14 protein-coding genes are annotated in these 20,257 nt (G+C 35.4%); 5 read left to right on the forward strand and 9 right to left on the reverse strand.

The genetic code is table 11. The annotated features are described in order from the left end of the window. Window positions 1–195: 195 nt before the first annotated feature. Window positions 196–822 (forward strand): DEAD/DEAH box helicase, encoded by a 627-nt coding sequence (locus tag AA089_RS20505; protein WP_046758883.1) that lies wholly within the window; start codon window positions 196–198, stop codon window positions 820–822. A 7-nt stretch (window positions 823–829) separates the two neighbouring features. Here the strand turns inward: AA089_RS20505 and AA089_RS20510 are convergent, their stop codons facing one another. The 4 genes from AA089_RS20510 to AA089_RS20525 all read right to left on the reverse strand — a co-directional run bounded on the left by AA089_RS20510 (window position 830) and on the right by AA089_RS20525 (window position 7,325). Next, window positions 830–2,050 (reverse strand): bifunctional alpha/beta hydrolase/OsmC family protein, encoded by a 1,221-nt coding sequence (locus AA089_RS20510; protein ID WP_046758884.1) that lies wholly within the window; start codon window positions 2,048–2,050, stop codon window positions 830–832. 101 nt (window positions 2,051–2,151) lie between these two features. Next, entirely contained in the window at window positions 2,152–3,900 is a 1,749-nt protein-coding gene (locus AA089_RS20515; RefSeq protein ID WP_046758885.1) for a patatin-like phospholipase family protein, read from the reverse strand. 93 nt (window positions 3,901–3,993) lie between these two features. Beyond that, entirely contained in the window at window positions 3,994–5,559 is a 1,566-nt protein-coding gene (locus tag AA089_RS20520; RefSeq protein ID WP_046758886.1) for a protein adenylyltransferase SelO, read from the reverse strand. A gap of 182 nt (window positions 5,560–5,741) precedes the next feature. Continuing rightward, a complete protein-coding gene (locus AA089_RS20525) occupies window positions 5,742–7,325 on the reverse strand; it encodes a glycoside hydrolase family 30 protein (protein WP_046758887.1) in 1,584 nt (527 codons plus the stop codon). A gap of 40 nt (window positions 7,326–7,365) precedes the next feature. Here AA089_RS20525 and AA089_RS25230 point away from each other — a divergent pair, with 40 nt between their 5' ends. Next, entirely contained in the window at window positions 7,366–7,515 is a 150-nt protein-coding gene (locus tag AA089_RS25230; protein ID WP_162200466.1) for a hypothetical protein, read from the forward strand. Window positions 7,516–7,685: 170 nt separating this feature from the next. Here the strand turns inward: AA089_RS25230 and AA089_RS23920 are convergent, their stop codons facing one another. Next, the gene (locus tag AA089_RS23920; protein ID WP_053002611.1) at window positions 7,686–11,519 is read right to left on the reverse strand and encodes a M48 family metallopeptidase; all 3,834 of its coding nucleotides are present in this window, start codon (window positions 11,517–11,519) and stop codon (window positions 7,686–7,688) included. A gap of 364 nt (window positions 11,520–11,883) precedes the next feature. Beyond that, window positions 11,884–14,343 (reverse strand): T9SS type A sorting domain-containing protein, encoded by a 2,460-nt coding sequence (locus tag AA089_RS20535; protein ID WP_046758888.1) that lies wholly within the window; start codon window positions 14,341–14,343, stop codon window positions 11,884–11,886. Between the two features lie 273 nt (window positions 14,344–14,616). Between AA089_RS20535 and AA089_RS20540 the strand changes: the two genes are divergently transcribed. Together AA089_RS20540 and AA089_RS20545 are read left to right on the forward strand one after the other, a co-directional pair. Further along, window positions 14,617–15,309 carry a pseudouridine synthase gene (locus tag AA089_RS20540; protein WP_046758889.1) on the forward strand — a complete coding sequence of 231 codons (693 nt, stop codon included), beginning with the start codon at window positions 14,617–14,619 and terminating at the stop codon, window positions 15,307–15,309. Between the two features lie 121 nt (window positions 15,310–15,430). Further along, a complete protein-coding gene (locus tag AA089_RS20545) occupies window positions 15,431–16,567 on the forward strand; it encodes a sodium:calcium antiporter (protein WP_046758890.1) in 1,137 nt (378 codons plus the stop codon). A 65-nt stretch (window positions 16,568–16,632) separates the two neighbouring features. Here the strand turns inward: AA089_RS20545 and AA089_RS25020 are convergent, their stop codons facing one another. The 3 genes from AA089_RS25020 to AA089_RS20555 all read right to left on the reverse strand — a co-directional run bounded on the left by AA089_RS25020 (window position 16,633) and on the right by AA089_RS20555 (window position 19,278). Beyond that, entirely contained in the window at window positions 16,633–16,776 is a 144-nt protein-coding gene (locus AA089_RS25020; protein ID WP_156169172.1) for a hypothetical protein, read from the reverse strand. A 270-nt stretch (window positions 16,777–17,046) separates the two neighbouring features. Beyond that, window positions 17,047–17,229: a hypothetical protein gene (locus tag AA089_RS20550; protein WP_046758891.1), complete on the reverse strand. Its 183-nt coding sequence runs from the start codon at window positions 17,227–17,229 to the stop codon at window positions 17,047–17,049. Between the two features lie 114 nt (window positions 17,230–17,343). Further along, complete coding sequence (locus AA089_RS20555) at window positions 17,344–19,278, reverse strand: CASTOR/POLLUX-related putative ion channel (protein WP_046758892.1); 1,935 nt, start codon at window positions 19,276–19,278, stop codon at window positions 17,344–17,346. A 380-nt stretch (window positions 19,279–19,658) separates the two neighbouring features. On the opposite strand from AA089_RS20555, the gene AA089_RS20560 reads away from it, so the two are divergent. Then, the gene (locus AA089_RS20560) at window positions 19,659–20,219 is read left to right on the forward strand and encodes an ExbD/TolR family protein (protein WP_046758893.1); all 561 of its coding nucleotides are present in this window, start codon (window positions 19,659–19,661) and stop codon (window positions 20,217–20,219) included. Window positions 20,220–20,257 lie beyond the last annotated feature (38 nt).

Consider the following 20,257-nt stretch of genomic DNA (forward strand, 5'->3'; position numbering starts at 1 on the left):
TTGGGAAAGCAAAGAAAATGAAAATAAAATATTGAAAATTTGGTATTTAGTAAGGAGTTTCTAAGCTCAATCACAAATATGAATTGAATCACTTATATCGAACTGACGTTAAAATAGAAAAGACACTTCTTCTAGTTATTTCATTTTCAGGTAGTATATTTGCCGTTATTATACTAACTATGACACCAAATTGTTATGTCTTCACTTCCCAAGCCTTTTAAAAAATTACACATTGATCTACAAGAGAAGTTAACAGCTTTTGAAATGACAACGCCTACGCTTTTTCAAAGTGAAAGTATTCCTGTGATAAAAAGTGGCGCTAATGTGTATTGCACAGCTTCAGAAGGAAGTGGAAAAACAACGACATTGATACTTACAACCTTACAAAAATTAAAATGTGAAGCCGTCGGCGATTCGCCAAGAGCTGTTGTTATTGTAGAAAATAAAGAAAAAGCTTTGGCATTGTATGATGAGTTTTTAAAGTATACAAAACATACTTCCTTACGTGTGTATGTTGGCTACGAACAACTTCACGTAGACATACAAAAATCTGAAATATTTGAAGGTATTGATATTCTGATTTCCACACCAATAGCAATGAATAAACTACTGTTATTAAACGGATTACACGTTTCTCAATTAAAAATATTCAGTATTGATGATAGTGAGTTTCTAATTCAAAAATCAGCATATACGGCATTGCTTTCCATTACAAACAGTATTGAAAAATGTCAGTATGTAGTCTATGCGGAGAAAATGCATCCGATATTGCAACGTTTTGAATCTTACTTTATGGAGTATTCTAAAGTAATATCCGTTTAAATTATAATTAACTAACAACTTCACTTTCAAAAACTACAGTACTTTCTAAAGTTCGGTGTACAGGACATCTTCCTGCAATTTCTTTTAAACGTTGTTTTTGTTCTTCCGAAAGGTTTCCTACGAATTTAAGTTTCTTTGTAATGAAATCAATTCGTGCAGGCTTTTCCAATTCTATACCCAATTCGGTATTTTTCTTTTTACTATGCGAAATGTACACAAATACTTCTTGCAAATCCCATTGTTTACGATCGGCGTACATTTTTAAGGTCATGGTTGTACAAGCGGCCAAACCTGCATAAAGATATTCATATGGAGATGGACCGTAATCGTTTCCGCCAATGGAAAGCGGTTCATCAGCAATCATATCATGGTTTTTTGTTTGAATTTTAGTTGCAAAGTTGTCTTCCACTAAATTCAAATGACCAACCAATTGTTCGCCTTCGGTTTGCAACATTTTGTTTTCTTGCTTCGGAAAATAACGTTCTACCCAAGTTCCAATCATATTTCCTGCGTAGCGACTGTCGCTCGCATTTGTTAATAAATGATCGGCACTATCCAGTGAAATAAAGCTTTTTGGATGATGCGCTTGTACGTACAATTGTTTTGCATTTTCAATTCCGACAATCGTATCAATCGGCGAATGTAGAATTAGTAAAGGTTTACGCAAACTTGTTACAATAGCAGGTAAATCGGTTTTATCAAAATCTGATACAAATTCTTGATTTATTTTAAATGGTCTTCCACCAATATGTACCTGAACATCAGCATTTTTAGGAATTTCATCTGCATGATGCGAAAATAAATGCTTTACATGACTCACCGTAGCTGGCGCACCAATTGTAGCCACAGCTTTGATATCGTCTAATTGAGAAGCCGCCACCAATACCGCAGCGCCACCAAGCGAATGTCCAACCAATAAACACGGAGCTTCATACTCTTGTTTCATATACTTATGAACGGCTATTAAATCGGATACATTTCCAGAGAAGTGACTTTCCGCAAATTCGCCTTCACTCCTACCCAAACCTGTAAAATCAAAACGAACGACACCAAAACCATGAGTTGTCAACGCATTACTGATATTTCTAACGGCACTCAATGTGCTACTACACGTAAAACAATGTGCAAAAATAACATAGTAATTTGGTTTCTGATTTGCGGGTAATTCTAAGTATGCGTTGAGTTTATGACCGTTTGCATTTTCAATTTGGAGTTTGGTGTTTTTCATAACGAATGGTTTTCAACTGTATGTGAATTCAATACAGGCTTGGTCTCCTAAAAGTAAGAAACTTTACGAATAGAAAAAAACAACCAAATTGTGAGCTTATACTACTTTTTCTTCATAAAATCAAAAGCGTCTTTATTGCTATACACATTCCAAGCGCTTAATTGATATAGTAAATTTACTTGTGCAGTTGTAAGTGAGATTCCTTTCGTGAATCCATTTTCGAAGATGAGTTTGTACAATGGAAAATCTGGAAATTCGCCTTTTGGACCTAAGCAAATTTCATTCAAAACGGGAGCTTGCAATTTATTTTGCCATTCAGGAACGGTTTCATTGTATACCCAAAGAATTTCAACTGTGTGCCCAGCAGGAATTCCCCACCATTCGTTTTTTACCGTAGTTAAAGTCGTTTTTGTCATGACTGATCTTCCTTCTTTTTTGGCAGCACTCAAACCATCATATACTGTTTTAAAATCATTTTTTGTAAATACTTGATTGTGAATTTGATCTCCCATTTTATATCCAAAAAGTGGAAATAAGTCACTATCTATCTGACTTGCCAAAGGCGGACAGTTTTCACTTGGATCTAAATTGATTGTGATTGGCGTATCTGTATTTATAAACACGACTACTTTTTCGACGCCACGTTGTAATAATGTGATCAATCCGTAATTTTCTAGATTTCCACCATCTGAAAAGCGGTATTTTTCAGCATTTTCTACGACACCACTTTTTGAAATTGGCCAATATTCTTCTTCAGGAAGTAAATGATCTAAAGAATAGCCTAATAAGATATCAGAAGATAATTGTAAAAAAATATTTGAACTTACAATCGCTCCATAAGCGGCACTACTTGTTCCAGTAGCATCTACAGCTTCAAAACGTCTTTCAGCAAGTTTTACACGTAATGGCGTTGCTTCATTTTTTACCAATTGTCTGCTTTGAGAAGATAGCAAGTCGCTTCCAAAACCAAAAGGCTCTACAAATCCGCCACCTGTAGTAAACTGGATGTTTCTGCCGAAAATTAATTCTTTGTCTGAAACCGTAAGCGGATGATTTGATCCTACATATAATGGTGTGTAATTAAAAACGGATAGATTTTCTGGATTACGAATTGGCAAGTCTTTATTTGGACCAACCACACTTGAATTTACCACTAAAAAAGGTCTTTTTATATCGCCTTCTTGACTATGCACCATGATAAAATCAGAAGCATTTAGTTTATTGTTTCGAGCTAAAATATCGTCTCTAGTTGTAGTATTTAGGGTAAAGTATTTTGGATTTTCAGGATCGTACAATCCAAATGGTTTTAGGTACGTATGTCCAATACCGTCAATCCAGATGAAGTCCATTTTTTGAAGAATTTCATGCGTAATCAAATCTGCTCCCAAGCGTTCAAAAAGATCATCCATGAGGTTTTTCGTAATGACTTCGCCCATAAATCCTTTTGGCATTTGTTGTAGATTTTTTAGCGTAATTTCATTCGGTGGCATGATGGTTCCTAAAAGTTCCTTGTCATTTGCAGCACCATCTTGATAGTACGTAAATATCGTTGAAGCCCACGAACCGCCTGAAACCGCTGAGATATATCCTACATCATCCCAAAGTCCAATTTCTTCCAAGCCTTTCATTTGTCCAATGGCACAATTCATGGCACGTGTTCCTCCGCCAGAAAAACATACGCCAGTTTTGGGTAAGTTTAGTTTGGCTTCAGGAAATTCTTGTGGTGTTTCGGCTGAACTCCACGCTAAAACAGTCGCTTTTGTTCTACAACTTGTACAGAGTACGAGTGAAAATACAAGAATTATACATAATTGAAAGTAAGTGCGTTGATGGGTGTTTTTTAGTTGCATGATGGTTCGTTTTTTAGCATTTTAAGATATAAAATTTTAAAGAACTAACATCACGTAGTTTCCCTTGAATTTTGAAAGAAAGACGTTTACACCTTACGAACTACAAGATAACATGGAACAGCCAACTTTGTGTCGTGCCCATTCGGGACGTTTGGCGTACCATTTTTCATATTCTGGTTGTTCGTTGTACGGACGTTTTAAGACTTCATACAATTCATTGATGATTTCGTAGTTTCCTTTGTTTGCGGCATCTATGGCAAGTTGCGCCATATAGTTTCGCAAGACAAATTTTGGATTGACTTCATACATTTTGAATTTTCTCGTTTCGTCTCTATCGGTTTCTGTTTGTAGTAATTTTAAATATTTTGTAAGCCAAGTTGTCCAAGCATCTGTAACGGATCCTGCGAGTTCCAACGGTTTGTAAAAGGCTTTGTGTATTTTTTGAAATGCTTCTTGTGGTGTATTTTTCTTTTGAACACGTGGCAATTCGCGATAAAAAATTGTCATGTCGGTTTCGGTCAATTGCAGATTTTGTTCTACGTCTTCAATCAGTTGTTCTACGTCTTTGTTTATTTCGGCTAGACCGAGTTTTTGCGCCATCATTTCCACATATTTCTGATCAAAATTTGTTTGATAACCATCCAAAATAGCTTCCAAAGGTTTTGCTTCTTCAATTAGTGGATATAACGCATTTGCCAATTGCACCAAATTCCAAAGTACAATACCTGGTTGATTTCCAAACGCATAGCGATGATGTTCACGATCGGTTGTATTTGGAGTCCAATTTGGATCGTAACCTTCTAACCAACCATACGGTCCGTAATCAATGGTTAACCCAAGAATCGACATATTATCTGTATTCATCACACCATGCACAAAACCAACACGTTGCCAATGAATGACCATGTCTAAAGAAGCGTCAACTACTTTTTGAAAGAATGCAATATATTTTTCTTTTCCATCTAGTGCGTTGATGTCTTTATGATAGTTTCGAATGGTATAATCTGCAAGGTTTTTAAGATTTTTGTGATCTTTTCGTGCAGCAAAGATTTGAAAGTTTCCAAAACGCACAAAACTTGGGGCAACTCTACACACAACAGCTCCTTTTTCGTATGCTTGATTGCCATCGTATAACATATCGCGCAGGACTTCATCGCCTGTAAGTGCTAATGATAGCGAACGTGTGGTTGGAACGCCCAAATAATGCATGGCTTCACTACATAAATGCTCACGAATAGACGAACGCAATACCGCCAAACCGTCTGCTGTTCGTGAATATGGCGTTGCTCCTGCTCCTTTGAGTTGCAATGCCCAACGTTGTCCATTGGCTTTTATTTCTGCTAAGTTAATCGCTCTTCCATCGCCAAGTTGTCCTGCCCAATGTCCAAATTGATGTCCGCCATAACACATAGCGTACGGTGACGTTTTTGGATAGACCGATTTTCCCGTAAACATGTGTAGAAATTCATCCGTATTTGTTTCTCGTTCCAACTCTAAGAGTTCGGCAACTTCGTCCGCTACATGAATGAGTTTTGGATTTGATGGAATTCTGGGAGTTACATAGGAATAACACGCTTCAAATACTTTGCGTCGTATATTGTTTTTGTTAGGATCGGCAGGTAATTCTTTGTTGAACGTATCTTGTATATTGAGTTTCATGTAGCAATCTTTTTCGAACAGTAAAGATACTACTAAAATTGCTGTTTATTGTAGGGAAATGTAGTCACGAATCAAATTTAAATTAGAAGCTTCCTTGTTAAGTTTTAATGCGATAAAACATGACTCAGTAATTAACTTAAATATTACAGCGAATTGTTTGTATTGATAGGTTTCTCATCAAATTAATTTAGCTTAAAAGTAATCGTTTGCATCGCTCTTGGTGGAATTGTTACCGTATGCATTTCCGAGTCTAAAGAAAGTGCCAATTCAATGGATGCTGAAGTTCTGTTGAAAACAACTAAAGCAATTGATCCGTCCAAGTTTATTGCCGCCGTGTATGCCAAACCTTGAAGCTCCTCGCCTACCAATTCAATTCTTCGTGCATTTGGGCGTATAAATTTGCTAAAGTGACTTAATAAGTAATAAAGCGGTGTGTATATGACTTCATCCGTTACAGGATTTATCAGTATTGGCGCACTGTTAAAGTTGTCATAAGGATTGGGCTGTCCTTTGTGACTCAAAATCATACACCATTCAATGTATCCTTGAACGCCATGATTCATATCTGTAATGATATCATACGCGTACGTATCAAACGGTACAAAAGTTCCTGCATAATCAGTACTTTCTCTCCAATATTGTCCTATGGGATCGTTGGCATCGATATCTATACTCGATTCAGTATGAATCATTCCTTTGTTTGGCCACGTAGTTCGTAAGGTATCAAGCTCGTTTTTAAACCAATTATGTTGTTCAAGTTCCGAACTAGCATACCAATGAAAAGCAGTTCCCCATGCATATTTAGCCGCTTCAGGATCGCTGTAAGTAGCCGAAACATACGCATTCATGGCAGATTTGTTATGATCGTAGATTAATACACGTAATCCGTCCGACAAATCGTTAAGGTTCAAATGTCCATCTTTGACCAATTGCGGTCCTAAGTAATCTCGTAAGAAATCACGACCTTGTTCAGGCGTAAATCCATTGCTGTCCCAACGTGCATCATGTGCATGAAGTGGTTCGTTTTGTGGCGTAATTCCCCAAAGATTGATACCCTGTTCAGCATACGCACTTACATATTTGGAAAGATATGCTGCCCAAACGTCATAATATTCAGGTTTCAGTGTTCCATTGGTCATTTCTGAAGTTTCGCCAGTTTTCATCCACGAAGGTGGACTCCAAGGTGAAGCAATAATATTAAAATCTGCTCCTTGAATGTTTGTCGCTTCCAAAATCATAGGAATAATGTCATACTTAGGAGTTACCAATTCAATACCACGAACTTGATCATTTTCATTCCCCGTGAAGCCTTTCATGTCTTCATGTATGCTAAAAGTAGACAGACTTTTGTCATTTGCTTCCGTATATGTATAATGACCGTTTGAGTAATCACTGCTGTTGATGTGTGTACGCATCAAGGAAAATCCTGCGCCTTCTGTGGGACTGAAAAGACGTGTTAATACTTCCTTACGAAGTGTTGCTGGAATCGTTGCCAAATTCCATGCAGAAGATTCCGTAAAAGAAGCTCCAAAACCAACATATTCTTGCAATTTTTGATTCGGATTTATTTGGATACTTACTTTTTTACTCTTTGTCGTTGCGGGTTTTAGTGCTGTTTCGGTAACTAATTTTAAATTATCGCCTGTTTGTGAGGTTTGATATACAGTTACCACATACGCATCATTTTTAGTCGTACAAGAAAAAACAAAGATGAAGATTGATACAAGTTGTAAAAGTGTAGTATTCCGTTTTAATATGTTATACATGTAAGGTTCGTTAGTATTGGTTGAAAATTAGTCGGTTGCATTGGCAGGAACTAAGTTAACAAAAGAAAACGAAGCAGCGGAAGTTCTACTGAATTTTCATAGTTATAGAAAAATTAGCAACTCAAGCAGTAATGTAATTCAAAATATTTTAGAATTGAAAATACCTAGCGAAGCTGTAAGATTTGATTAAAACTTACTGTTTTGTATTGTTCTCGACTGCGCTCGAACTGACACATAGTTAATTTTACTAACTTCTAATTAGATAGAAACCATTGTTTATGTTGAATTCAAGTTGAATAAAATACAATATATAGAATGATTACTTCTACAGTTGTTCGTACTGATTCTGAAATTTGAATGTTATAGTTTTTTATATAAATACGGACGTTCATCAGCATAAAGTAAACGAACCATTTTTTGCTTCCATGCTTTAGGTGCTTGATCTTTTAGTATGATATTTCCTAAGGTGTAGAAACTCGCCTTTGTTCTAAAATCAAGATTTTCAATCACTTTTTCAGCATTTTTAAAGTTTCTAGCTTTCGTATATGTAATAAAATCTTGTACAGTCGTAGTAGCTACAAAATTTTTCATTTTGTCTAAATATACATCATAAGGTTTTCCTTTTCGAATTGCCAATCCGACAGCAGACCAAACTGTGATTTCATTGATTCCTTCATCTGTTGAAAGTGCCAACGCTTCCGCAATCATTTGATTGGTTGCGTGCTTAGAAACCGCTATGTGACGTAATACATACGGATGTTGTTGTTCATAATTTTTACTCGTATTATACGCTTTTAAGGTTTCTCCTCTTGCTAACAATGCATACGCATAGTACGAATCTGTCATTACATTTTCAAGCGTTCCATTTTCCAAGTCGGTGTAATATGCAACCGTTTCAGATGGAATTATTGGTGCATTGCCTACTTTTGAATTCGGTAAGTGTACCATATATCTTCGTACACGTTCTGCATCTAAGGAAATGGTTTCTGCCAAAGTTTTATTGGTTTCAGCAACTGTTTTAAATGCTGCATACGATTTTTCCCATTCTTCTTTTTCTGCATATGAATACGCACTTGCAAATGCTAACCAAGGATGCGATTTCCAACGTTCATGACCTTTGATAAACGCAATATTTTTTTGCACTTCATCTTCCATACTTCGCGTAGCTAGATAGTAATAATCAGGATCGTTTGGTATGTCGCTAGAAATTTTTGCAAATCTTTCCGCGAAAGCTATTTTTTGGATAGAATCTGATGCTTCATATAAAGCGCGTAACGACATTACATCGTCAGGATGATTTTCGATCCGTTTGTTTAAAATTTCTGTAGCATTTGGTGTCATATTTGCCAAACTCAACCATGACATCGTATGCAATCCGTCTGTATCATCCCATAATATATGTGCGTTGATGATGTCTTCATATTGTTCTTCGTCATCAATTGTTGAGATGATTCCCATAGGATTGATATTGCTAAACGCTTTGAAAGCATGCTTGGTAATGACATTTAATGACGATGTCGTTGAAATGGTGCTTGGTGCATCTCTCATTATATAATCAGCATTTGTCCCAACCCATTTATCCGTTTTAGCATAGTCACGCTCAGCAACAGGAACATTGTTTCCATAGTATACGGGCATTTGCACTAACAATCCAGCATTGGCAACATTGTATACATAATGCAATGAGCGTTCGGAAAAGTCACTTTGTACACTGTCAATTACTTTGTTATCTCTAGTTGTAGCTTTAAACCAATAGTCTTTTCCATAATTAACATCAATTTCTTCATAATCATTTGGAGAAATGCTCACACTTCCGTCTTCATATGCAACGTTTATTGGTATACTTAATCCATTGTAAACGTACATACTTGTTTCGTACGATGGTGTCCCAAAGTATAATGCGCCAAAGAGAATGGCTCCAGAAACTGTAAATTTTGAAATGGAATGAAATAATCCGTCGCCAATGAAAAAACGTGACCAAAAATCGAGTTTTCGTTTTCTTGGACGTTCCATTCCTGGCGTTAAAACTGGATAATCATCTACTAAGGTTACTTTGTAATCTGAAGGCGATGCCAAGGTTTTGTTGTTTAGATACGCGTCTTTTATCTTTTCTTCCGTATGCAATAATTCTTCTAATGCAATGTTTCGCAGTTGTATGAGCGCTCCTCGCGCAAGATTTGCCCAACTGTCTACATGATTTACCCATTCGTTGATATTGTCTTCCATTGGTGGTGGAAAATCAAACTTTTCAAAGAGTTCAAAAAACGTGAGTACATTTAATTTCGTCAATAAATTACTATCTAAACGTATCGTTTCTGCCTGATTGTACGCTCGTCTAATGATATGATAGTATTCCGTAGCAACTGCAATGATATCAGAAAGTTCACTTGAAGTGATTCTTCCATCTGCCAATGCCATGACTAAAATGTTATGAAATTTTCCTCCACAATCTTCTATATTCGAAATTGTATGTTCGGTGTAATGCAGAATTTTGTTCAAATTGTCTAATTGAAACTCCCAATTGATACCCAAACTTTTAGCGGCTTTGTAATGTGCCGTTCTACATTTTTGATCGTGAAGCATTACATCTTTTCGAACTTTCGTTTCTTGTTGCTTAAGATCGTCTAAAATGTCAGGAATGTCACTGCGTTTTATTTGTTCTCCTCTGTGATATAACAATCGTTTTTCAGCCGTCACGACTTCATTTTGCGAGACTACTAAGGCTTCTTTTTCTTCTTCAATTTCTTTTAATTGATTGATTTGAGCTGCCAACTCTTTTGGATATAGCTCACTAAATGTCTGCTCAATAGACAATGGATTCAAGTCTATATACAGATCTTCGACTTTTTTGAAATTTGTATACGAATATCGTCCGTAAAATGCAGAATGGTATTTTGGCGCAAGGAATGACCAATCAAAGTTAGCTTTGTTCTGCGCTGCAATACTTTCTTCATCAGTATTTGTGGCTTCAATTTTAACTTTTGCTGTTTGAATTAGACTTGCTGTCATGTCTTCACGCAATTGTGTTGGATTTGAAAATAAATCCCATGAAGATCTGTTGTCTATTTCTGCATGAATGTATGTTTTTTTGGCATTGTTTTCACGATCGTTGTCGGCTGGATGCGTTGCCCACATTTGTGGCGGATTGTATTTTCTTTTTGTGAAAATTCTGTGCGAAGCCGCATTAAACGAAGGTACTTCTGGCGATATTCCATACGTTGGATCATCGAGTATTTGGCGCATTTTTTCAATGTAGTTCGATTGTAATACGTATAAATCCTTGACAGCTTTTTGTGCTCCCAATTGCGAATTTGTCACGCTAATTGCATTGGCATACGCCTCATCTGCTATTTGAAGTTTGTAGAGTGCGTGAATCAACGCGTCACTTCCCGTAAGGGACACCGCTACTAAATCTGCTTGAAATTCCATTTCTCGTGATAACGCGCGTTCGGCAATCATGACCACGCTGAAACAGCTTTCTACCAACGAACGAATTGCCCACACTAAGATGGAAAGTATCCAGCCAATCCATGCGATTCTGATGTCAAAACTCGAAATTCCTGCCAATAAACTGTCAAAAGCATCGCGTTTTCCAACGATTCGTGCCGCAATTTGTTGTGCTACATATACATAACGACCTAACAACATGGAACGTTGTGCAAAGTGTCCGAACTCGTGTGCAAGTACTGCTTTTAATTCTCCTAAACTCAACACATTGACGGCGCCCAAACCTATTTCAAGGTTTTTCTTCGATGGAAATAGTAAGTTGATTAACGATATGTCGTACGAAACACTCGCGTTTACTCTGTCTGTTAGGAAAATTTTGTGCGGACGTGGCGCGCCAGCTTCATCAGCTAGTTTGTATAGGTAATCAAAAAGTACAGGTTCGTCTTTTTGTGTAAGATATTTGTGTAATGGATTTTCCTCGCGTTTGTTGAGAAAGAATAATGATTTCAGCATGAAAATTGAGAGAAATGCAAATCCGATTCCTAGTATAAAATCCCAAAATGAACTTTCGGGAGCTGTAAATAAATTATACGCTAATCTTCCAAACCAAACGGTTAGTATAATGTATAATCCGATAAATAAGATGAGTCCGATAATGGCAAACCAGACGTGTTTTGTAAATGATTTTGTGGGATTGGTAAATCCTTTTGGAACATTTGCTGGTCCTTTAGTGTATAAACTTTGCATGGTGTACTGTTAATAGGATTTAAATATACTATTATTTCTAATTTTTACACATTATGCCTAAAATTTATCGAGTAAAGTGATGAAAATTTAGATGATTTTCTATTGAACTCGTTTAAAATTTCCAGATTTAGTCGAAAATTAGCAGTTTTAAGTTCTGTTAACAGTTTTTTTGAGTTTTGTAGCAGCGCTACGGAACAAAAAAAGGTAAAAATAGGCCTGAAAAGAGCAATTTTTCAGCAAATTAAAAAGGTTTACACAAGTTCATTGTATAGTATTACGCAAAAAAAATATCGTAACTAATATTTAATTAGTTACGATATTTCTTCTTGTCTATTGACTCAAACAGTTGTTGAGTTTTAAGCTGTTACTTCTTGATGAGTTTTATGGTTTTTTGCACTGTATCAGCGTATAGTTTTACGAAATACATACCACTTTGCAAATTGTCAACGTTTATGGATGTAAGTGCATTGTTTTTTGAAAATACCAATTTTCCGTTTATATCGTAGATTTCTATTTTCTCTACTATTTGTTCTGCTCCAGCAATGGTAATGATGTCAGTTGCAGGATTTGGATAGATTGTGATTTTTGTATTTAATCCTTCTACATCGTCAACTCCTAAGGTATCTGTTATTGTAATGGTTCCTGTTTGAGTTGCTGGTGATGCGATATCCATATTACTCGTATCTGATAATACAATGTTTGTTATTGGCAAGGTATAATCGCCTACAGTAGTCATTGCATCTATCGTAACTGGCAATGATAGTACTGCTCCATTTCCAACAGGAATCGTAGCTCCAGTAAACGAAAAAGCAAGTACTCTAAATGTATTGTTTCCTAAATCAGAACTCGAAACATTGAAACCACTTAAACGATTTACGGCTGCAATATTGTTGTTATCCAAGGTAAAACCCGTTGGTAGTTCAATGTCAAATTGTAAAGCTCTGATAACGTCGTCATTGACAAGTTCTAACAATATGTTTTCTGTTTCTCCTTGTAAGATCGTTTGATCGTCTACTAATAAGAAATTATTGTTCATTTCAGGAAGATCATTCGTATTGGCATCATTTCCGTTTAGTATCGTAGGAGGATTTAGGATGATATCTTGAATACCAACTGCATCTAAAATATTAACAACCATATCGTTGTTAACGTCTGCTGCTTCAAAAACAAAAGGACTTGGGTTGTTTCCTAAGATGAAATCTATTACTTGTAACAAGTCTAATATATTTACAGTAGCATCATTATTACTGTCTCCTGCAAGTTGAATTACCGTAACAACTCCAACAGCACCCGCAGGCGATGTTACATCCATGTTTGTTACATTTGAAAGGATTGTATTGGTAATGTTTATTACGTAATCGCCATCAATTACACTCGCATCTACTACTATTGGCAATGATAATATAGCGCCGTTTCCAGCAGGAATAACGTCATTACTGAAAGAGATTCCTAAAAATCGGTACGTATTGTTTCCTAAACTTGTTGCAGAAACTTGAAAGTTGTCCAATCTACTTGTCGTGATTAGATCATTTGTATCAAAAACAAATCCGGTTGGCAATGTAATATCAAATTGAAATCCTCTAAGGTCTTCTGAACTTACCAACTGAAAATCTACATTTCCAGGAACTGTTTTTAATAAGGTTGTATCTGTTTGTAAAATATAGTTTGGCGCTACAGCAGTAACATTTAGAGTAATAGGATTCGTTTCTAATTCTAAATTTGTCACTACCGAATTTGTTACTTTTAATACATATACTCCACTGTCGCTTCCGTCTAAATTTGCAGTTAGCGTAAGTGCAGGAGCATTTGCATTTGCTACAGGATTTCCATCTTTATACCATTGGTAACTATTATTGGCACTTGCTGTTGTTTCAAATGGCGAAGGTAAGTATACTTGATCTCCTCCAGAAGCTGAGATTGTTAGTGAAGTTCCAAATGCATTTTGAGGCGCATATGTGAATGAAGCAATTGTTTGCAGTTGTGCAAAATTAGTTTCTATGCCTAAAAAGTTTAGGTTGTTGTTGCTTATGTTTAATGAGTTTAGATTTGTCAACGAACTTAATCCATCTGTGTTGGTAAGTTGATTCCCGTCTAATCGTAATATCAATAGTTCACAATTACTTGATAGGTCAACAGCTGTTAATAGGTTGTTTTGAGCATTTAATGTCTCCAAGTTTGTAAATGCTTCAATACCTGTTAAATCGCTAATGTTTAGTCCATCTACACTTAAACTTGTTGCAAATAATGCATTTACAGGATTAAAAACACCATCAATCGGAAGATCCAAACCTGCATTTACAAGTCCTTGTTCAAAATTTGCATCAGGAATATCTAATGTACTTGGAACGCCGCTTACTTTTGTAAACACAAGAGTAACAACAGTTTCACCAGGAGTTTCACATGATCCTAGCGAATCTTCTTGAAAAACGACCGTAAAACTCGTGTCATTTTGTATTATATATGATCCTCCAGTTTCTGGTCCAAAAGTTAATGGAGTTCCCGGAACACAGGCTAAACTAGTTACTTGATTTATAAAAGTAGCCTCGCAATTATTAAATGTTATGGTAAAATCATCTGAGTTTGATGAAAAAAATGGTGAGTAAATAGCTGAAAATGTACGCGTATTGCTACTTGTGGCTGTTAATGTTACCGTTGTGGCGCTACCATCTGTACTAAACGCATAAAAATCTTGAACGCCTGGAGCAGCTTGAGTTATTTCATAGTCACCCGTAAAGAAATTATCATCAAGTATGTCACAATCACATTGGGCATACGAAAATAAAGCACAAAATAATGTACATAATAAGAGTAGTTGTTTTTTCATAGATTTTTTTTAAAAGAATTAGCAATACATAAAATAAAAGATTACAAAAATCGAGAAAAATATTCGACAATCAAAGGAAATGTTCTATGAAGTTGGGACAAGAAATTTACATGTCATGATTTTAATTTTTCTATTAGAAATCATAAAATGCCCATCGGAGTTTGTTTTATGACGAATTGTTTTTGAAGGTAGTATATATTTTCAAGAAGCTTTAAATTATTATTAGCGATAACAATCACAACAGCATTTTTAAATTATTCTTTATCATTGCAAATGATTTTATACGAAGATGATTTTGTAATTGCCGTCGCGAAACCCAACAATATGTTGGTACATCATTCGTTTATGGCACGAAATCAATCTGAGGAACAAACATTGGTAGGTTTGCTAGAAGAAACGTTTGGGAAATCATTTTTTCCTATTCATCGTTTAGATCGTAAAACTTCAGGAATTGTATTGTGTGCAAAGGAAAAAGCTTTGGTATCAAGATTTCAAGCTTTGTTTATTACGAATCAAATTCAAAAAGTTTATTATGGAATTGTTCGTGGGTTTTCTCCCAAAAGTGGCATGATTGATTCGCCCGTAAAAGGCAGAGACGCAAATGTGCATAAAGAAGCCGAAACACATTTTGAAACCTTAGAAAGCATAACATTGCCAATTCCTGTGCGACCATTTTCAGAATCGCGCTATAGCTTGGTAAAGTTGCTTCCTAAAACAGGAAGAATGCATCAGTTACGTGTACACTTAAACAAAATAAGTCATCCACTCATTGGCGATCCAAAATACGGCGATCGTTTTCATAACCGAATGTTTCAAACTGAGTTTGACATGCATACGTTATTTTTACACGCTACTACGCTATCGTTTCAACATCCTTTTTTAGATACTGAAATTGTAATTACGTGTCCTTTTCCAACCGATTGGCATACAATTGCAAACCGTTTTCAGTGGAAGTTGCCGCATTAGTCATCTAAAACCGTGTATTGATAAGAATTGTATATCGAAGTGATATAAAAATCACTTTCCTTCTCCGAAATTATTTAAAGTGTTTTTAAATCTTTAATTTTACCGCGTAAACAAAATGTTCATGGCAGTAGTTTCCTCATTAGGCTTAATTTTTATTACATGTATTGTTATTTGGAGAGCTTGTGATGGCTTTGAAATGGCTTCCGATTATTTGGGTAGAAACCTAAAAGAAGGTATTAAAGGCGCTACTATTAACGCTATTGGAAGTAGCTTACCCGAATTGTTTACTACACTTTTCTTCTTGTTTGTTTTGAAAGATAAAGATGGATTTTCTGGTGGCATTGGAACCACTGCAGGAAGTGCCGTTTTTAATGCAATGATTATTCCCGCAGTTGTGATTATGGCTGTGATAGGAAAAGGAATTGTAGATCGAATTGATGTGTCTAAGAAAGTCATAAAACGCGATGGAATTTCATTGATTATTTGTGAATTGGTACTGATTTTATTGATTACAGGAACCGAACTGCATTGGTATCACGGTTTGGTATTGATGCTGTTATACGTTGTGTACATTACATATATGCTTACGAGTCAAGGTTCTGGAACGGTTGACAATGAATATGAAGCCGAAGCTGATGGCGGCAACAGAATGGTTGCTTTTTGCAAAGGCGATTTTGCAACTGCAGTTTTAGGCAATAGTACAATTACCACAGGAAAAGCATGGTTGTTATTGCTCGTTTCCGTATTTTTTATAGGAATTGCTTGTTATTGGTTGGTGGAAGCTTGCGAACAGTTTGGAGAAGCCATTGGAATGCCAATTTATTTTGTTTCAGTAGTGTTAGCTTCAGCAGCGACGAGCGTTCCCGATACCATTATTTCTTGGAAAGATGCCATGAAAGGCAATTATGATGACGCGGTTGCGAATGCTCTCGGAAGTAATATTTTTGATATTTGTTTCGCTTTGGGTTTCCCGTTGTTTTTGTTTACACTTCTTTATGGACCAATTACAATGAGTCCTGAAACACTTGAAAATGTTGGACAGTTACGCGTTTTACTTTTAATTATAACCATCATTGCATTTTTTATCTACTTAGTTCCTAAAACCATTAAAAAATCACACGGATACTTACTTATTGGCTTGTATATTTTGTTTGTGATTTATATTATTTTGAAAGGAATGGATAGTAATTTGAGCATTGTAACTGGAATTTCTGATGGCTTATCTTCTATTTCACAGTTTTTTAGCACACTTTTATAACTAAAAAAGTCATGGATAGAATTTCTTCCTCCCATGACTTCAAAATTCACTTTAATTACTATTAATTAGCAATTTGTAAATGTTTGTTCTAGCAAGCTGTCGCATGATACATGTTGCGATTTTGGCTTTTTTCCACCTTTAACTTCAGTTCCTTGTAATACTGAAATCATCTTTTTTGAGAGGTCTAATTTTGACTTTCTTCTTTTCATAATACATTGTTTTAATACATTAATAATGAGATGAAATTAAGCGGTCTACATCTCGAAAACAACTGTTGTACCCTGTGGTTTATGAATGGAAGGCTTTGAAATGATTGCTTAAAAAGCGAACATAAAAGTTCAATTTTTAATGAAATTATATCGAATAGCAACTTACAAGTAGATAATTACCAATACCTACAATTTATGAATCAAAGGTGTTCGTTTTGCGATCTAAAAAAAGCGAACCGAAGTTCGCTTAGCTTTTGTGTTTGAAGCTTGTTAGGCAATTGTACAATAGCCACATGTATTATCGTCAATCGTATCTGCACACCAAGTTGTACATAGTGTTGTGTGTGGCGGGAATTTAATGATGGTAGTGTGTCCACCGTTTATTTTTTCTTGTGCCAATGCAGAAATTACTTTTTTGTTTAATTTGATCTTTTTTAAATTTTTACTTTTCATTTTTTAAATTTTTGAGATTAATATGGAATAAATGTACTCTGAAGTATTTCTATAAAAAATTAATCTACTATTTAAAAGACCGCTTTATTGTCGTCATTTATAAATTATGGGGTTTTATAGCTCATCTTCTGATAAAACCACTAAGAAATCATTTGCATTGAGTTCTATTTCTTGATCTTTTTCTAAGTTGAGCGTTACACCAAAATTAGAACTTACATCTTTACTTAGATTGCCTTTTCGGATACCTAAACAGATTTCATCACGCTTGTTAGCGATTTCCATAGCTTCGGCAAAAGTTATTTTTTGTGGAAATTCTTCAAAGTATAACGTTGTTGGTTTTACATAAATTTCACTTCCATCTTCTGAAAAGATATCGTCATAGAAGGTTTTGATCAATGGTTCTTCACTTAATTGTGCTAAAATCATCGTAATCAATTTGTTACTAATGATAAAGTCATCTACATCAGTTTGATTTATAATTTCTTGATTTTCAGAGTTTAATACTTGAGTCAATAAGTGCGTATTTTCAAAATCGGTAATGATTTTGCGTAACATTAATAGAATGATGAGTGTGTCAGAATCAATTTTGTCTGCACTTTCCTCCTTCATACTTTGCGACAATACAATGACATTGTCATAATTTGAAGGATTTATTTCTTCTAAACATTCGATAGCTAATGGATTGGAATCGATCAGATTAATTTTAAATTCAGGATATGCTGCTTTCAAATCTGTGATCATTTCCTTTAATTCTTCCGTTGGTTGGTGGAATAGAATATCGAATTCAGAGTTTTCAATAAGATAATCTGTCGCTTCTTCAATGAAAATTTCGGCTACTTTATGCCAACCTAAGATTAAGATTTTCTTTTGAACTTGTGCTAGTTTTTCGTCTTTTAACGGAATAGATTTTGGACTAAATTTTTTCTGAGTTCCTAACTTGATCGTAGAATCATCTTCTGCCAAAATCACGACTTGATCGCCGTTTTTCAATACAGTATCACGATCTGGACGCAATATCAATCCGTCTTCTTCAGAATACGTTCCTAATGGAATTCCGTCTTCTAAATAGTATGCCAAATCGTAAAAATTTACATTGTTCCATTGGTCTTCATGAAAGTATACTTCGCAACCGTCAAATGATAAAATTTCGTTGTATACCATTTCCAAACCACTGGTTAGTGAAGTTTGAACTAATAGTTTACCCATAATAGTCCAACTGTCTATGGCTATGATGTTTTCGTCTTCAAAGAAACTAATTATTTCGCGTTTTTCTTCTGTAAAAACTTCAGCAACAATTGGCAATTCGTTTGTTCCACCTTGACAGGAAGTAATTGCTAAAATAGATTTGATCGATTGTACATCGGAAGCCACTTTTTTGTCTTTAGAAGCACTTTCGGTACAGTTTGCCAAAATGATAATCGATTTTGCTTCTTTTACATTTACACGTTCTAGTTCGTTGATGTTAGCATAATCACCTTGCGTGGTAATTATTTCCGTGGTCATGGTATCAGGCAAACGTTTCGAGATCAAATCGTCCATATATTCTTTGTCTGCTTCTGCAAGAATAACGACACATGCTTTGCGTTCGCTTTCGTTGGCAAGAATAAGTTCTCTGATGATATCGACTACGCGTTCATTCCAACCTAAAATAAGTGTATGATCAGATTCTATAATTTTTCCTCTTCCCTTTCTGAATTCGTATAACATTTTGTTGAGTGATGTGGTGATGAAACCAATGAGCATCGATAAGAGAATTACACCTGTTAATCCTGAAATTACCGTCATGATTTTTAACCATGCTGGCGCCAAATTATCTTGATTCATATTTCCAGTTGCGGTCATTTCGAGAAACGTAATCCAAATATCACGAAATGGATTTCCGTTGTAATCGAGTGCTGGAAAAAGTGTAATGAGTAATAATCGTAATCCCATTAATACTAAAAACGAGAAAATAAATAGGATTAATAGACTTAAAAAAATAGACGATCCGCCTTTGCTCATGAAGCGTTCTAAACGATAGTAGAACTTTTCTTTTAAAGAGTTTTTCATTCTTGGTGTTGGTTGGTATGTATACAGTTTTACTCGATCATCGAGATCTAAATAGTTTGAGGTTTACCTCGTTTGATTTCTATAATTATTCGTCAATACCTTCTGAATTGATTCTGAGGTATGTGATTTTTTGAGAATTGAGGGAATTTCTCTTAACGGTTTAAATATAAGAATTTAAATGAATTTAATTAGATATTCCTTTTTTGAATATAATTGTGACATTTACACTTTTCTTCATGGCCATATGTAGTGCTTCTCCATTTTTGAGTTCATTTATTTTGTGAGAATTACAGTTTAGCACACTGGAAGCAATTGTTTCACGCACATTCTCGGCACTAAATTTGATGTTAACTTTTCTTTAACATTAAAACCGAATTATTATGAAAGAATCCAGAAAAACCATTTCCGGAGTCAACGCAGGCTCTATGGCCGACATTGCGTTTTTATTATTAATTTTCTTTTTGGTAACCACTACGTTCCCTGAAGATCAAGGCATTGAAAGCGTGATGCCGAAACCGTGTCCCAAAGGAGTCGATTGTACCGCCGAACTGCATGAAAAGAACATTTTTACCATTAAACTGAATCGTAATAACGAATTGATGGCAAATAATGAATTGATTACCGTTGATGCGTTACGTGAAAACATCAAAGCGTTTGTGGATAATAATGATGATGAAAGCTGTACGTATTGCCACGGAGAAAAAGATGTGAAATTGTCCGACAATCCTCAGAAAGCCGTCATTGCTATTCAAACAGATCGTCAAGCCTCGTATGACAATTATATTGAAGTTCAGAATGCATTGGTAGGCGCGTATTACGAATTGCGTCAAGAGTTATCTAGATTGAAATTCAATAAAAATGTAGATCAGTTGACAGAAGAAGAAATTCTTGAATTACAGGAATCGTATCCGTTTCGCATTACAGAAGCGGATTTGAATTAGTAGTTAATAAAGAGGCTGCCTAAAAAGTATAATTAAGC

It is taken from the genome of Kordia jejudonensis, from assembly GCF_001005315.1.
In the GTDB taxonomy this organism is placed as follows: domain Bacteria; phylum Bacteroidota; class Bacteroidia; order Flavobacteriales; family Flavobacteriaceae; genus Kordia; species Kordia jejudonensis.

What these genes read in the sequence shown, in the direction of transcription:
- AA089_RS20505 (WP_046758883.1), top strand. Translation starts at nt 196, where the DNA reads ATGTCTTCACTTCCCAAGCCTTTTAAAAAATTACACATTGATCTACAA.
- AA089_RS20555 (WP_046758892.1), bottom strand. Translation starts at nt 19,278, where the DNA reads ATGAAAAACTCTTTAAAAGAAAAGTTCTACTATCGTTTAGAACGCTTC.
- AA089_RS20515 (WP_046758885.1), bottom strand. Translation starts at nt 3,900, where the DNA reads ATGCAACTAAAAAACACCCATCAACGCACTTACTTTCAATTATGTATA.
- AA089_RS20550 (WP_046758891.1), bottom strand. Translation starts at nt 17,229, where the DNA reads ATGAAAAGTAAAAATTTAAAAAAGATCAAATTAAACAAAAAAGTAATT.
- AA089_RS20510 (WP_046758884.1), bottom strand. Translation starts at nt 2,050, where the DNA reads ATGAAAAACACCAAACTCCAAATTGAAAATGCAAACGGTCATAAACTC.
- AA089_RS20540 (WP_046758889.1), top strand. Translation starts at nt 14,617, where the DNA reads ATGATTTTATACGAAGATGATTTTGTAATTGCCGTCGCGAAACCCAAC.
- AA089_RS20520 (WP_046758886.1), bottom strand. Translation starts at nt 5,559, where the DNA reads ATGAAACTCAATATACAAGATACGTTCAACAAAGAATTACCTGCCGAT.
- AA089_RS20535 (WP_046758888.1), bottom strand. Translation starts at nt 14,343, where the DNA reads ATGAAAAAACAACTACTCTTATTATGTACATTATTTTGTGCTTTATTT.
- AA089_RS20525 (WP_046758887.1), bottom strand. Translation starts at nt 7,325, where the DNA reads ATGTATAACATATTAAAACGGAATACTACACTTTTACAACTTGTATCA.
- AA089_RS25020 (WP_156169172.1), bottom strand. Translation starts at nt 16,776, where the DNA reads ATGAAAAGAAGAAAGTCAAAATTAGACCTCTCAAAAAAGATGATTTCA.
- AA089_RS20545 (WP_046758890.1), top strand. Translation starts at nt 15,431, where the DNA reads ATGGCAGTAGTTTCCTCATTAGGCTTAATTTTTATTACATGTATTGTT.
- AA089_RS23920 (WP_053002611.1), bottom strand. Translation starts at nt 11,519, where the DNA reads ATGCAAAGTTTATACACTAAAGGACCAGCAAATGTTCCAAAAGGATTT.
- AA089_RS20560 (WP_046758893.1), top strand. Translation starts at nt 19,659, where the DNA reads ATGAAAGAATCCAGAAAAACCATTTCCGGAGTCAACGCAGGCTCTATG.